This is a genomic window from Priestia sp. JV24 (assembly GCF_025910025.1).
Lineage (GTDB): Bacteria > Bacillota > Bacilli > Bacillales > Bacillaceae_H > Priestia > Priestia megaterium.
Genome location: NZ_JAPCIN010000010.1, coordinates 130,202 through 143,896, shown reverse-complemented (window position 1 = coordinate 143,896; position 13,695 = coordinate 130,202). Strand labels below are relative to the sequence as shown.

Here is a 13,695-nt window from a genome sequence, read left to right as displayed (position 1 = left end):
CTAACTCTTATCATCATCGTCTGATTTTTCTTTATCCAGCTCTTCTTCATGAAATATATCAAAATCATAAGCTGCAGGTGATTCATGGTCATAGTCTAGAGCGTCTTCTTCTAAAGCTGTCATATCTATATTATTAAAATCAACTGGACTATGTGCAATAAGTTCAGTCAAATCATCCACTGGATAAGCTTTATTATCAACTGGATTAGGCATCCAAACTTGTATTGAAGAAATCATAAATGCTTCATCAATTTCATAAGTAACCATATAAAACTTATCGAAGGCTTGCTGTAATCTAGTTACTTCTGTGTCTTCCAGGGACTTCATCACATTGTCATCAAAGATAGACATAATTTCAGGCATTTCTGTTTCTTTCGGGAATAATGAAAGCTCTTCTGGGAAGTCAATGTTTCTATTTATACGTGAAAGCTTTTTTAAATAATTTTCTTCATCGGTATTACGTCTTTTATCTCCCTTAATGCCTTTGCCGCCTGGAAAATTATCAGCATTAAAATACTTAGCATTTTTAATTATAAACATGCTTTTTTCTTGAGGAGAAGAAAACTGCAGGTAACCCCATGTATAACCAGCTTTAGCTTTGTTATAACTAATACCAATGCTTTCACATTCGCTAGCAATTTGGTCGTCTATATGATTACCTTTTACCCATGCGTAAGCATCACTTATTCTCATGGTATTGCGCTTATCATTTCTCTCATGAATGTAGTTCTTATATCCATGTAAGATACCATCAACGATTTTTTTATTGACTTCGGCAGAAAAACTATACTCTTTCACTAAATCCCCTCTTTTCTATTTTTATCACCTTTTACTAATTATATACTAATTAAAATAATTTTAAAGAAAAAATGATAAAACAAAGAAATTTTTAAAGTTTAAAAGTATTTTTTTCACTTAATTTAATTCTTATAACTAATCCAATTTAGCTAACTTTTTGAAAGACTTTAGAAAATTGAATATTAACATTCAATAAATAGTTCAAACGTCTCGTTATTTATAAGTAATTGGAAGGAATATGTAGGAAATTGTTGAAGTTATAAAGTCGGCGAGGAAGGTGGTGATATCCATATGAATAGAAAAGCATTCATCCTTGAAATTTTAAAACAGATACGGGACAAACAATCAATTACTTTAAAAGAATTGGGTGTTGACTTACAATTTTTAGCTGAAGTATCTGAACTGATACTTGATGAAGGTTTAGCAAAGAACATTCATGTTACTCGTGGAGGGCAAGGAAACAAAGCGCTTCATGTTTCTCTTTCTTCTGCTACAGTCACAATGAAAGGTTTAGATTACATTGAAGCAAATGCTCTTCAACCTTCAAAAAACGATTTAGAACCAAAATACAAATTTATGCAGTACCTTGGCCTGTAGATAAAACAGATACTGAAGTGGAAGAAAATCCACCTGCAATGCCACAAGTCGATAAATTTCTTGAAGATTCAAAACATGAAATTCTTGGGGTTGAAACTGCCAAAGTACGTCATTTTACGCAATATTGGTATGCGGTAACGATTCAATATCAAAATAAAATTTCATAACATTATCACAAGCACCGACTTTAACGGGTTGGTGTTTTTTATTGTTCGCTCAATTCTTTATGTGGGTGTTTCTCATAATATTTTGCTCGGTCTTTACGCACTTGTTCGAACTGTTTAATCCGTTGTTCTTCTTCTGCATTTTTCGGGAAAGCTTGGGCGAATAGCGCGTAAAAAATCATGCCGAATAGTAACAATGCCCCTAACCCGAATAACACGGTTTGCGTCAATTTGTTGTTCAATAGTTGCATGTTCTTCCCCTCCCTACGTCTAATGATTGCATGATTGTACACCTGTTGCATAATTGATACGGTGACGATTTATACAACGTCATGCAACCTTTTGATGCCACATATACAACTTTTGAATATTAATATTCAATTCATCAATATCTCGTAGAAATCATTTAGACCGTGATGTTCAAATACTTTTGTGCCACGTTTCAAATTCATGTGATTAACCACGTTAGTAAGTGCCTTATGTAAATACGTCTTAAAGTTACGGATTCCCTGCTTATTCTTCATTTCTGCCAAAACTCTGTTAAATAAATCTTTGTATACGCCTTGTTTTTTGAAATTTTTATAAGCATCATTTATTATTTTTTCTTGTTGAACCTCTTCTTTGTTAACATTTTTATTTAATTGTTTTTGTTTATCGTTTTTTATTTCTTGAAAAGAAATAATATTAAGGTCTTCACCTGCATATTCAGGTGGGTGTTCATCAACTTCAATTTGTTGTAGTTCTTCGCATTGCTGTTCGATTATGTAAATGTTAGCTGATTGACTGTTATTTTTTCTTTTCGCTTCATTGATTGATAACAGGTTTAACTTTTCCATTAATTGAAAAAAACGTCTAACCGATGATAATGAAATCTTCATTTTAAATCTTTGTTCAAACATATTTTGAAATGTGCTGTAAGCAATTGAAAATACACCGTTCCCCTTTTTTGCTAAGTCGCTGATTAAATACACACAACGAATTTGTAAATCGCTGTACTCCCACACTTCTTTTACTTTGCTGATGAATTTATCAGCTTCATATTTCAATTTAGAATACTTAGATAATTCTTCTGCTTTCGCATTCAATAACATACTTGGGCTCCTTTACTTAAAAGAGCTTGTCATGCTAAAATAGTCATGATAAGTCCTTTATGGATTTGTTGTCGAACCGTTTAACTTCTCTCCGTCCAAAGTTTGAAGTTAGGCGGTTTTGTTTTGTAAACTTTTCAATACTAACACATATTAAATGTGCTCTAAAGCCTTTAATTTCTCCTATTGTTCCTTTTTCGGGCTGTTACATTTTCATTTCCGAAAAAGCCATGGTTAGCATGTTTCTCCTGTACGGTGCTATCTGCTAAATGCACATAAATTTGAATCGTGCGATAATCTGCATGTCCAAGTATCTTTCGCAATGATTCAATATCACCTGATGAGCGCAAAAATTCGGTGGCTACAGAATGACGGATTAAATGTAAATAAAAGCGTTTCTTAATTCCTGCTTCGCTTGCCCATTTCTTCAAATCACGTAACAAGTTACTTTTGCTCAACAAACGACCACTTAATGACAAGAAAATAAGATTGTCAGTTTCATCCTCAAAAGCTTCATTTTCCTTCAGTAGTTGAATCAGTAATCGATATGTTTTATTGCTCAAAGGAACAATACGGCTTTTACGAGATTTTGCGTTTTCTGACTTAATTAATATTGTTCTATTCGTATGGTCAATATCGTCTGGTGATAATAGCAATATTTCTGATACGCGACACATCGAATCAATAATTAAATGAAGTAAAACATAATCTCGAAAGTGTTTAAAGGATTTATTGGAACAAGATTTAGCCACTTTCAACAAATTGTTTAATTCCCTTCGTGAAAGAATATCTATGTCAGGTGTATTTTGCTTAAAACCCTCAAATGAATTAAACGGATTCTTTTGAAGTAATCCTTCTCTTTCACACCATTTGATAAATGTTTTTAATCCTCGTATTCTTGTAGCTATCGAAGCGTCTGCCAAACCAACTGTTTTCGCATGGTTAGGAACATTACTGTTATTTTCAAATTTTACATATTCGTGTTTTAACCAATACACATAATCGCTAATAAATTCGGTAGAAATATGTCCTAAATAAAATTTTGCCTCACTTCGTGTTTCATGAAAGCTTTCTATGCTTTTAAATAAAGCTACAAATTTATTTAAAGACGCGGGTCTGAGGTTCTGTTTCTGTTTTGCTAAAAGGAAGCTCTCAAATGTGGGTTTAACCAAATCGTAAGTAATAGTTTTCTCGTCCTTACGTTTGTGTGGTTGTCGCTTTTTCACTTTTGGCTTTTCTTCAAAATAATCAAAAGACAACAAAAAACACCCCTTTTATTCTGATTCCAGAATTAACAGGAGTGTTGTATTCAAAGTTTGATTATAACTAAACAAGAATTTTGCTTAGTTTTATGATACTGCCAGTGTTGGTACATCAATACATAGCCAAAATTTTAAAATTATGACCTGTCAAGGATGTATTCTCCCACTGAACTAATCGCTCGTGATATGTATTGACTATATTATAGAAAGAGTTATCCAATTTTGTCAACTATTTTTCCACAGTTCCCAAGTTGGAAGGATCGTCTTTACTTTTGATAAAATAAAAACATGCCATAAAGGAGCGTGACGGGATGAAAGCGCATATTGAATTTTATTTTGATTTTGTCTGTCCACTATGTTTTCTAGCCACTAAGCCTTTGAGAGAAGTCATGAAAGAACAAAAAGCTGAGATTGAATGGAAGCCTTTTGAACTTTGGCCTGAGCCAGCCCAGCAGATGGAGCAAATAGAAGATTTTTTAGAGAGACCTTGGAATCAATCGATAGCTCCCTTAGCACAACAGCTGCACGTGGAAATAAATATGCCGGAGAGTCCTCCAGTCCCGCGCACTCATTTAGCACATGAAGGCTTTCATTTTGCTAAAAAACATGGTCAAGAAAGTGCCTATGTAGATGCTGTTTTTAAAGCTTATTGGGAAGATGAAAAAGATATTAGCCAGACTGAAGTCTTAGCAGAAATCGCTGATTCCTTGCATTTAGATCAAGAAATATTTATACGTATCTTAAAAGACCGGACGTTCGAACAAGTTCATAAAGATAGCTTAGTTCATGCGTATGAAAATGCTCATGTAACGAAAGTACCAACTTTAAAAATTGGCAGCCGTGTATTTCAAGGATTCGCTTCCAAAGAGACAATCGAAAAAGAGCTGTTACATGAACGTTCTGCTAAAGACAGAGAGAAATGATTTACTAAGAGGTGCATTTGATGAATATTAATTATTATTTTAGCCGGTTTTTAGCTAAGAAACCGGATAGCCCAACGTATCAAAGCTTAGCTGCTTTACAGAACAAACACATGCTTCATGTTCCTTTTGAGAACTTAGATGTTCTGTCTAAAACCCCTATTATAATTGATTTGGAACGAATTTTTCAAAAAGTAATTGTAAATTTACGCGGAGGATTTTGCTACGAATTAAACGGTCTATTTGGCTGGCTGTTAAAAGAAAGCGGATATGAAGTCTCTTACGTTTCAGCTACCGTCAAAAAACCCGACGGCACGTGGACCATTGAAGGAAGTCACGCTACAAACCTTGTGACGATTGAAAATCAGTCTTACATCGTAGACGTTGGATTTGGAGATTCTGTGCGCAAGCCAATGCCTTTAAATGGCGAAGTAGTAAGAGATGTAAGCGGCTCTTATCGTATGACAAACGTTGCTGAGCATATGTATGATTTACAGCGATGGGAAGATGATGTATGGAAAACGCTGTACCGTGTGTCTACGCTTCCTAAGAAACTGACTGACTTTACTCCCATGTGTGAGTTCAATCAAACGTCAGCCGATTCTCCGTTTGTACACAAACGTCTTGTTACGATCGCAACCCCTACAGGGCGCATTACCCTCTCTGGTGAAACGCTAACTGTAACAGATGGCGAAAAAAAGACGAAAAGGAACGTTTCAGAAGAAGAAACACCTGATATTTTACAAAATCATTTTTATATTATTAAAGGATTTTATTAATATGTTCTTATACAAAAAACCGGCCTCTTATGGGGCCGGTTTTTGTACAGGAGTAATCATCCTGTTTTCTACAGGCGACTTTAAAATAATCGACGTATTCACGTTTCCATAAGGAATCAGTTCATCAACCAGCATTCGAAGCCCTTCCATTCCACACACCGCTGCTTTGATAAAATAAGAAACCGGCCCCGTTACACGATGACATTCAAGTACATCTTCATTTTGCTCAATAAAGTCTTCAAATTCCTCTGGTTTTCTTTTTAATTCGCTTACTTGAATAAATAGCTGTGTATCTCTTCCTAAAGCTTTCGGAGACACCGTAGCGCTGAAACGCTGGATCACTCCTCGTTCCTGCAGACGCTGCAGTCTTTCTGATACGCTTGGACGGCTAAGAGCCAGATTTTTTGATAAATCACTAATCGTCATACGCCCATCTTTTTGCAAAATAGATAATAATTGTACATCGATTTGATCCATACAAACCTTTCCTTTCAAAATGAATATAATAAATAAAATCTTCATTCAAGTTGATAACAGAACAAGTATTATTTCCTTCACTTATGCATGTGTTTTCTTTATTTAATATCCTATCATTAAAGTAGATGATTGAAAATGAAAATTCAGAAAAAAACAAACAAAGGAGTTTATTTATGCGAAAAGTTTTATGGATTATTCTTGGATGTACAATTGCAAGTATTGGTGTCCTTATCTTGCGACACTCTCACGTAGTGACGGGAGGAACAGCTGGTCTATCTCTCAGCTTGTCATATGCTCTTCCTTTATCATTTGCGGTGATCTTTTTTCTCATTAATATTCCTTTTTATCTCTTTTCCTTCTTTCAAATGGGATGGAAATTTACCGCCACAACTATAGGATCAGTGTCTTTACTATCACTTCTCACTTCACTCGATCACTTGCTTCCTTCCTTTACACTTCCCAGCCTTATGGGTGCTGTTACTGGCGGACTAATTGCAGGCCTTGGGTTATCCATTTTATTTATGAACGGAGCTTCTCTCGGCGGTGCTAATATTCTAGCGCTATTCGCACAGCGAAAATTCGGCTGGGATCCTGGAAAAGTGAATTTTTCATTTGATTTCCTTGTCGTGCTGTCGAGCATGTATTCAATTGGATTTTCAAAAGGAATTTTCTCTGTCATGTCTATTGCAATTACAGGGTTTGTTATCAGCTACTTTAAACAAAAAATTGCTTTACACAATCAACCCACACCCGCTTCTGTTACACAGCCTTTAGATAATGCGATTTCCAAATAAAAAACACGATTTAGCTGTGACTAAATCGTGTTTTTTATTTAAATTTTTTCTACTTTTATAAAATCAAATTGGGCTTCATATCCTTCTCCTTGAGGACTACAAGCGTAAATGCCAACTTGAACAGGTTCTTTGGATGAGTTCAATAAGTAAGCGAGTCGAAGCTGAGTCCACGAATCTCCATCACTTGAATAACAAACGGTGTAATCATCGTTTTTTCGCTGAATTTTAAAATAAAGCGCTGATTTGTTTTGAGTAAAATTTTGACTGGACCAATCTGAGAAGCCCTGGTTGGTTACCACTGCTCCTAATTGGTTAGGACCATCGGGATTGTATTCAACTGACGTTTTGATCCACGTATCTTTTGATACACGAATCATGAGACCTGCTTGATCGTAGCGATTAACTGGATATGTATGCACCTTTGTCATGATTTCAAAGTCGCCTTCTACTTCACGGTAAAGAAAGTGTCCATTGTCCGCTTCAAAACCATAATGAGTACGCTGCCAAAAATCTGTTTTAGCATCTGTTTTAATCACTAATCGATTCGTTTCCGTATCAATTTGAAATTGAGCTGGTGGACAATACCAAGAAACGTCTGAATCTAATTTTCCTTCTGAAAAGTTTGTGAAAAATACTAGTTGATTACTCACTCTCTGTCATTCCCTTCTTAGAAGCTATTGTTCTTCTATTTCTATTCTGCCATAATTTAACGAATAAATAAAATATTTTGATTATTATTCTTGTAAATTCTTTTTTTCATAAAAAAAATAAGACTCTTTTACATAGAGTAAAAGAGTCTTATTTTTAGATTAGTGCATTTAGAATAAGTGCTCCTGCAAAAGCAATAAAGGATAGAAGCGTTTCCAAAACGGTCCATGTTTTGAATGTTTCTTTCACTGTTAATCCTAAATACTCCTTCACCATCCAGAAGCCAGCATCATTAACGTGAGAGAACATTAGTGAACCCGCACCAGTAACGATAACAAGAAGTTCTAAGTTAACACCGGACATGTGCTCAATGATTGGTGAGACAATACCCGCCGCTGTTGTTAATGCAACTGTTGCTGAACCTGTAGCGATACGGATTAACCCAGCAATTAAAAATGCAAGTACAAGCGGCGACAGTGACAGATGTTCAGACATTTGACCAATTGTTGTCCCTACTCCGCTATCGATTAATACTTGTTTGAAGCCGCCCCCTGCACCAATAATTAAGACAATAGATCCTACAGGAAGCAAACATTCTTCCGTTAGTTTTTTAATCACATCTTTTGTCATACCTTGACGTTTTCCAAGCAGGTAAAACGCTGCAAAACAAGCAATTAAAAGTGCAATTAATGGGCTTCCTATTAATTCTACAAACTTCACTACGCCGTTTGGCAATCCGTTAATAACAGGTGCTATAGCTGCTAAGACCATTAATAGAACGGGCAGTAAAATGACAAAAAATGAAACGCCTGTACCAGGAAGATCTTTTGATGTTGTCGTAATACGAATTAGATCAGGTTCTCCTTCTGGAACCACTCGTTTGTGAACCCACTTTGCAAAAACTGGTCCAGCGATAACTGCAGCTGGAATTGAAATGATTAATGCATATAAAAGTACTTTCCCCGTATTTGCTCCGTAAATACTAATAGCTGCCATCGCTCCTGGATGAGGAGGAACGAGACCATGAACAATTGATAATCCTGCAATAACTGGCAGAGCAATCAATAATATATTTTGTTTTGTTGTTTTATGAATAGAAATAACTAAAGGCAGTAAGATTAAAATTCCTACTTCGAAGAAAACAGGAATACCAATAATGAAACCTGCTACTAGCATCGCCCATGGCAGTCTTTTCACACCGAATATTCTTACGAAATAATCCGCTACCTGCATGCCGGCACCTGAATCGGCCATCAGCTTACCTAAAATTGTTCCCAGCGCTAAAATTCCTACTAAGTGGCCTAAAACACCGCCCACTCCCGTTTCGTAAGCGCCAACAATTTTATCCATTGATAATCCAGAAGCAATTGCTAAAAACAAACTCGCAACCGTTAAACTAATAAACGCATGCCATTTAAAAACTGAAACACCTACAATAACAATAACAATTGCGGCAACTGTAATAGCTAATAAGTATGCATCCATCTTGCTTTCCACCTTCCCTTTAAGTAAACGCTTTCTTCATGTGACAAAAAAGCTCTACACCCTGTGAATTTTTTAAAAAATAAGTTCCAAATATCGAAATCGTTTACATTAATTATTTCAGAAAACGATTTCATTTTTTTATTACTTAAATTATATGAAAAAAAAATTCTTAAATCAATAAAAAAACTCAAAAAAATTTTATCAATTTTCTTCCATACAGTTTTAACACATAAAAAAATCCAATCATGTTAATGATTGGATTATTCTTGTTTATTTGGTGATGGTTGGATCAGCCGTTTGACTGTCGATAATCGTTTTTCCGCTTGTTTTTAACGTTATTTCTTCATATTCCCCCGGCGCTAATATACTTTTATCTCCTCTCATGAGATACGTGTAAGCGATGATAGAAATGAATAGACCAAATGTCCAGGCATTATCCCATAAAAAGCGCAGTCCAGGAATCAGTAAGCCTAAAACGGGTATGGCCACGCCAATTACTAATGCATAAATACCGTTTTTATTAAAACCTGTTGAATAACTGTAGCGACCGTTTACCTCATATAAATCCTTTAATGCCATCTGTCTCCTTCTTACAAGCCAGTAGTCAGCAATGGCGATGCCGTCTATAGGGCCAAGCAGCGCTCCGTATGTTCCAAGCCAGCCGAAAATATAGTTCCCGAAATTAGACATGATGTACCATGGCTGAAGTAAAATAGCAAAAATACCGGTCACTAGCGCCCCCATCGCAAACGTGATTTTCTTTGGATTCAGATTCTCAATTGCACGAGCTGGTGCGACGATATTTGCTCCCACATTAATCGTTAAAGAAGAAAGCACGATAACGATTGTTCCTAAGAAAATGATAAAAGGAGGGAATTTAGCTACCAAGGCCACTGGATCCCAAATAGCTTCTCCAAATATAACGATTGTTGCTGAGGTAACAGCAATTCCAATAAATGAAAAAATACTCATCGTCAATGGCAAAGAGAAGGTTTGCGCAACCATTTGAGATTTTTGACTTCTAGCATATCGACAAAAATCAGGAATGTTCAAAGCGAGCGTCGCCCAAAATGCAATGACTCCGGTTAAAGCAGGGAAAAATACAGCTAGAAATTCTCTGGTTGATGTAAATTTAGAAGGCGTAGATAAAATCGGGCCCCACCCTCCGGAGTTTGTATAAGCCCAGATAAAAAGAATAATAGCTGAAATACCAATAACCGGAGCAGCAATCGCTCCTAATACTTTAATCGCTTGCGGTCCTTTATATGCCACTCCTACATTTAAAAGCCAAAAAAGAGCAAATACAATGGCTGTATGACCAGCTAAGCTGTTCCAAGATGAAAACGAAGCGCTTAGCAGTGTATCAATTGCTTCCGTTCCAATCCACGTATTAATTCCAAACCACCCAGCAGCCACGATGGCCCTAGCCAGTGCTGGGATATGTGCTCCTTTATCTCCAAACCACAGGCGGGCAAATACTGGATAAGGAATACCAAACTTGGTTCCAGCGTGAGAATTAAGCAAAATAGGAATAAGAACAATAACATTTCCTAAAAAGATTGTACCAATTGCTTGCCACCAGTTCATTCCAAGCGTCATCATTCCACTCGCCATTGTGTAAGCTGGAATACACAGACACATCCCAATCCAAAGCGTGGCAAAGTTAACTCCTTTCCAAGAATGCTCTTTCATCGTAGTCGGACGTAAATCCTCATTCCAAAGGTCACTGCCGCTCAGCTGATTGTGCGTCTCATCTGTGAGCGTTACAATTCCATCTTGCTCAATTTGTGTTTTCATCCATAAAACCCCTTTTCATAAAATAAGTTCATTTCAAAAAACAAATTTTATTTGAATTTTCTGAAATATAGAGGCGTTTGTGACGATTCCTTCTAGTATGTGATAAATACTAACGTTATTCCTTATTATATTTAATGAGAAACGGGGATACACTGGACAAATTGTAACATTATTTGAGGGAACTTTTATATATTGTGTAGTGTCAACTCTTTTAGTTGTTAGATAACCTAACACGCAAAAAATCATCGCTTGAAAACTTCAAGCGATGATTTTTGAACTTAATGTACATATTTTTTTTGAAAAGCCGTAATGCTTTCGTATTCTTCTTTAAATAAGCGAGCCAAACGAATATAGATAGCCGTTAACTCTTTATATACTTCACTGTTTTCTTTGATTGGATAATGATGATTAGTCGCTCCAACCATATCAGAAACAACGTTTAATGAGTCAACTTCGCCAAGGCTATATAAGCCAAGGATAACTGCTCCTAGACATGAACTTTCAAAACTTTCCGGCACGGATACTTCTTGGTTAAAAATATCTGCCATCATTTGACGCCAAAGTGCGGAACGTGCAAATCCGCCCGTTGCCTGAATTTTTGTAGGCTCTCCAATTAACTCTTCAAGTGCCAATAATACCGTATACAAGTTAAAGATAACGCCTTCTAATACAGCACGAATCATATGTTCTTTTTTATGATGCAAACCTAGGCCAAAGAATGAACCTTTAGCATTTGCATCCCAAAGCGGCGCACGCTCTCCTGAAAGGTATGGGTGAAACAATAAGCCGTCCGCTCCCGGTTTCACTAAAGCTGCAATATCCGTTAATACTTCATACGGATCTTTTCCAAGGCGTTTAGCTGTTTCTACTTCCGACGCTCCAAACTGATCGCGAGCCCATCTGAAAATCATACCGCCGTTATTCACAGGGCCGCCAATTACCCAGTGGTCTTCTGTCAACGCATAACAGAAAATACGACCTTTGGGATCGACTACTGGCTTGTCAGTCACTGCTCGAATAGCTCCGCTTGTCCCGATTGTCACAGCCACAACGCCTGGTTCAATTGCATTTACGCCTAAATTTGATAATACGCCGTCACTTGCACCTACAATAAAGGGCGTATTTGGAAGTAAATGCATGTCAACTGCAAGCGCTGGGTTTAACCCTTTTAACTGATGCATTGTTGAAACAGGAGTGGATAACTGATCAGTTGTAACACCTGCTACTTTAAGTGCTTCTTCATCCCACGCAAGGTTTTTTAGATTAAACAAACCCGTTGCTGATGCAATCGAATAGTCGATAATATATTCGTTAAACAACTTAAAGAATACATATTCTTTAATCGAAATAAACTTATGTGTTCCCTTCACTAATTCAGGCTGTTCATTAGAAAGCCATGTTAGCTTGGAAAGCGGCGACATTGGATGAATAGGCGTACCCGTACGTAAATAAATCTCATGGCCATTGTATTCATTTTTAATTTTTTCCGTCCATTCTGCACTTCTATTATCCGCCCACGTGATACATTTTGTCAGCGGTTTTCCCTGCTGATCAACGGCAATAACACTGTGCATAGCTGAGCTGAATGAAACGCATAAAATATCATCAGGTTTTACATCGCTCGTTTTTACAACCGTTTGAATTGTACGTACAACTGCTTGAAAAATTTCTTCAGGATCTTGCTCAGCCATCGCGGGCGTCGGCGAGTATAATGGATACTCAATCCCATGATTTGCAATGACTGTACCGTCTACTGAAAACAATACAGACTTTGTGCTCGTTGTTCCGATATCTACACCTATTGCATATTTTTTGCTCATGCTGCTGTCCCCCTATTTTACTACTTTACTTATTTACAACACCGTGGCCGCCGAATTCGTTTCGAAGTGCTGCTACAACTTTTCCTGTAAATGTATCTTCCTCTAATGAACGATAGCGCATCATTAGCGATAAAGCAATAACAGGAGTTGCCGTTTGAAGATCAAGAGCAGTCTCTACGGTCCATTTCCCTTCTCCAGAAGACTGCATGACTCCTTTAATACTGTCTAATTTAGGATCTTTTGAAAACGCATTTTCCGTTAGTTCCATCAACCAAGAACGAACAACAGATCCGTTATTCCAAACGCGTGCTACGGCTTCATAGTCGAAATCAAACTGACTTTTTTCCAGAACTTCAAATCCTTCAGCAATGGATTGCATCATTCCATATTCTACACCATTGTGAACCATTTTTAAAAAGTGACCGCTTCCGCTTTTACCTGCGTACATAAATCCATTTTCTACGCAAATATCATTAAAAACCGGTTCAATTGTACGGAATACTTCCGCATCTCCGCCAATCATTGTACACGCTCCGTTTCTTGCGCCTTCCATTCCGCCGCTTGTCCCTACATCAAAGAAGTAAATACCTTTTTCCTGAAGATCCTGAGCACGTCGAACAGATTCTTTATAATTAGAGTTTCCTCCATCTATTATAATATCTCCTTCTGACAGAAGTTCTTTTAGTTCTGTAATAACATTTTCCGTTACTTCTCCAGCCGGAACCATAATCCATACAACTTTAGGTGAATGAGGAAGTTCATTAACTAACTCTTCAACAGTAAAGGCGCCAGTTGCTCCTTCATTTGCAAGTTTTTCTACCGCTTCTTTATTTACATCATAAGCTACTACTTCATGATGGTTGTCCATTAAATTTAATGATAAATTATATCCCATTTTTCCTAAACCGATTAATCCAATTTTCATTTTACAAACTCCCTTTGAAAAAAAATTTCACATTACCTCCATTATACGAATTATTTTTCATTTTGCAATCGTTTACAAGAAAATTTTTTTCACTCATATTTTTGTGCTATACTCTTTTTACTACTAAATTCGTGGAAAGGA

15 protein-coding genes are annotated in these 13,695 nt (G+C 36.6%); 5 read left to right on the top strand and 10 right to left on the bottom strand.

Annotated elements, in window-relative coordinates; translation table 11 throughout:
* The gene (locus tag OK414_RS03630; RefSeq protein ID WP_263045722.1) at positions 1-798 is read right to left on the bottom strand and encodes a hypothetical protein; all 798 of its coding nucleotides are present in this window, start codon (positions 796-798) and stop codon (positions 1-3) included.
* A gap of 291 nt (positions 799-1,089) precedes the next feature.
* Between OK414_RS03630 and OK414_RS03625 the strand changes: the two genes are divergently transcribed.
* Together OK414_RS03625 and OK414_RS03620 are read left to right on the top strand one after the other, a co-directional pair.
* Positions 1,090-1,395 carry a YjcQ family protein gene (locus OK414_RS03625; RefSeq protein WP_264363519.1) on the top strand — a complete coding sequence of 102 codons (306 nt, stop codon included), beginning with the start codon at positions 1,090-1,092 and terminating at the stop codon, positions 1,393-1,395.
* 17 nt (positions 1,396-1,412) lie between these two features.
* Positions 1,413-1,562 carry a hypothetical protein gene (locus OK414_RS03620; RefSeq protein ID WP_264363518.1) on the top strand — a complete coding sequence of 50 codons (150 nt, stop codon included), beginning with the start codon at positions 1,413-1,415 and terminating at the stop codon, positions 1,560-1,562.
* 38 nt (positions 1,563-1,600) lie between these two features.
* Here the strand turns inward: OK414_RS03620 and OK414_RS03615 are convergent, their stop codons facing one another.
* The 3 genes from OK414_RS03615 to OK414_RS03605 all read right to left on the bottom strand — a co-directional run bounded on the left by OK414_RS03615 (position 1,601) and on the right by OK414_RS03605 (position 3,906).
* The gene (locus tag OK414_RS03615) at positions 1,601-1,810 is read right to left on the bottom strand and encodes a hypothetical protein (protein ID WP_263045723.1); all 210 of its coding nucleotides are present in this window, start codon (positions 1,808-1,810) and stop codon (positions 1,601-1,603) included.
* 126 nt (positions 1,811-1,936) lie between these two features.
* Positions 1,937-2,650, bottom strand: coding sequence for a hypothetical protein (locus OK414_RS03610; protein WP_263045724.1), 714 nt, complete (start codon positions 2,648-2,650; stop codon positions 1,937-1,939).
* Between the two features lie 170 nt (positions 2,651-2,820).
* Complete coding sequence (locus tag OK414_RS03605) at positions 2,821-3,906, bottom strand: tyrosine-type recombinase/integrase (RefSeq protein ID WP_263045725.1); 1,086 nt, start codon at positions 3,904-3,906, stop codon at positions 2,821-2,823.
* A 314-nt stretch (positions 3,907-4,220) separates the two neighbouring features.
* On the opposite strand from OK414_RS03605, the gene OK414_RS03600 reads away from it, so the two are divergent.
* Positions 4,221-4,832, top strand: a complete 612-nt coding sequence (locus OK414_RS03600; protein ID WP_095380139.1) for a DsbA family protein — start codon at positions 4,221-4,223, stop codon at positions 4,830-4,832.
* A gap of 20 nt (positions 4,833-4,852) precedes the next feature.
* The gene (locus OK414_RS03595) at positions 4,853-5,608 is read left to right on the top strand and encodes an arylamine N-acetyltransferase family protein (RefSeq protein ID WP_034654307.1); all 756 of its coding nucleotides are present in this window, start codon (positions 4,853-4,855) and stop codon (positions 5,606-5,608) included.
* Positions 5,609-5,635: 27 nt separating this feature from the next.
* Here OK414_RS03595 and OK414_RS03590 read toward each other — a convergent pair whose 3' ends face one another.
* Positions 5,636-6,085, bottom strand: coding sequence for an Lrp/AsnC family transcriptional regulator (locus OK414_RS03590; protein ID WP_013081796.1), 450 nt, complete (start codon positions 6,083-6,085; stop codon positions 5,636-5,638).
* Between the two features lie 173 nt (positions 6,086-6,258).
* Between OK414_RS03590 and OK414_RS03585 the strand changes: the two genes are divergently transcribed.
* On the top strand, positions 6,259-6,879 hold the full coding sequence (locus OK414_RS03585; protein WP_034654312.1) for a YitT family protein: 621 nt from the start codon (positions 6,259-6,261) through the stop codon (positions 6,877-6,879).
* 38 nt (positions 6,880-6,917) lie between these two features.
* Here the strand turns inward: OK414_RS03585 and OK414_RS03580 are convergent, their stop codons facing one another.
* The 5 genes from OK414_RS03580 to gnd form a co-directional block, all read right to left on the bottom strand.
* Positions 6,918-7,529 carry a DUF1349 domain-containing protein gene (locus OK414_RS03580; RefSeq protein ID WP_034654315.1) on the bottom strand — a complete coding sequence of 204 codons (612 nt, stop codon included), beginning with the start codon at positions 7,527-7,529 and terminating at the stop codon, positions 6,918-6,920.
* A 154-nt stretch (positions 7,530-7,683) separates the two neighbouring features.
* Positions 7,684-9,012, bottom strand: a complete 1,329-nt coding sequence (locus OK414_RS03575; RefSeq protein ID WP_034654318.1) for a gluconate:H+ symporter — start codon at positions 9,010-9,012, stop codon at positions 7,684-7,686.
* Positions 9,013-9,282: 270 nt separating this feature from the next.
* Positions 9,283-10,809, bottom strand: a complete 1,527-nt coding sequence (locus tag OK414_RS03570) for an NCS1 family nucleobase:cation symporter-1 (RefSeq protein WP_263045726.1) — start codon at positions 10,807-10,809, stop codon at positions 9,283-9,285.
* Between the two features lie 278 nt (positions 10,810-11,087).
* Positions 11,088-12,629: a gluconokinase gene (gntK, locus tag OK414_RS03565; protein WP_095380142.1), complete on the bottom strand. Its 1,542-nt coding sequence runs from the start codon at positions 12,627-12,629 to the stop codon at positions 11,088-11,090.
* A gap of 25 nt (positions 12,630-12,654) precedes the next feature.
* A complete protein-coding gene (gene gnd / locus OK414_RS03560; protein ID WP_034654325.1) occupies positions 12,655-13,554 on the bottom strand; it encodes a phosphogluconate dehydrogenase (NAD(+)-dependent, decarboxylating) in 900 nt (299 codons plus the stop codon).
* Positions 13,555-13,695: the final 141 nt, after the last annotated feature.

Excerpts from the sequence above, each read along its gene's own strand:
- OK414_RS03615 (WP_263045723.1), bottom strand. The coding sequence starts at position 1,810 with ATGCAACTATTGAACAACAAATTGACGCAAACCGTGTTATTCGGGTTA.
- OK414_RS03610 (WP_263045724.1), bottom strand. The coding sequence starts at position 2,650 with ATGTTATTGAATGCGAAAGCAGAAGAATTATCTAAGTATTCTAAATTG.
- OK414_RS03585 (WP_034654312.1), top strand. The coding sequence starts at position 6,259 with ATGCGAAAAGTTTTATGGATTATTCTTGGATGTACAATTGCAAGTATT.
- OK414_RS03590 (WP_013081796.1), bottom strand. The coding sequence starts at position 6,085 with ATGGATCAAATCGATGTACAATTATTATCTATTTTGCAAAAAGATGGG.
- OK414_RS03625 (WP_264363519.1), top strand. The coding sequence starts at position 1,090 with ATGAATAGAAAAGCATTCATCCTTGAAATTTTAAAACAGATACGGGAC.
- OK414_RS03575 (WP_034654318.1), bottom strand. The coding sequence starts at position 9,012 with ATGGATGCATACTTATTAGCTATTACAGTTGCCGCAATTGTTATTGTT.
- OK414_RS03570 (WP_263045726.1), bottom strand. The coding sequence starts at position 10,809 with ATGAAAACACAAATTGAGCAAGATGGAATTGTAACGCTCACAGATGAG.
- OK414_RS03595 (WP_034654307.1), top strand. The coding sequence starts at position 4,853 with ATGAATATTAATTATTATTTTAGCCGGTTTTTAGCTAAGAAACCGGAT.
- gnd (WP_034654325.1), bottom strand. The coding sequence starts at position 13,554 with ATGAAAATTGGATTAATCGGTTTAGGAAAAATGGGATATAATTTATCA.
- OK414_RS03600 (WP_095380139.1), top strand. The coding sequence starts at position 4,221 with ATGAAAGCGCATATTGAATTTTATTTTGATTTTGTCTGTCCACTATGT.
- gntK (WP_095380142.1), bottom strand. The coding sequence starts at position 12,629 with ATGAGCAAAAAATATGCAATAGGTGTAGATATCGGAACAACGAGCACA.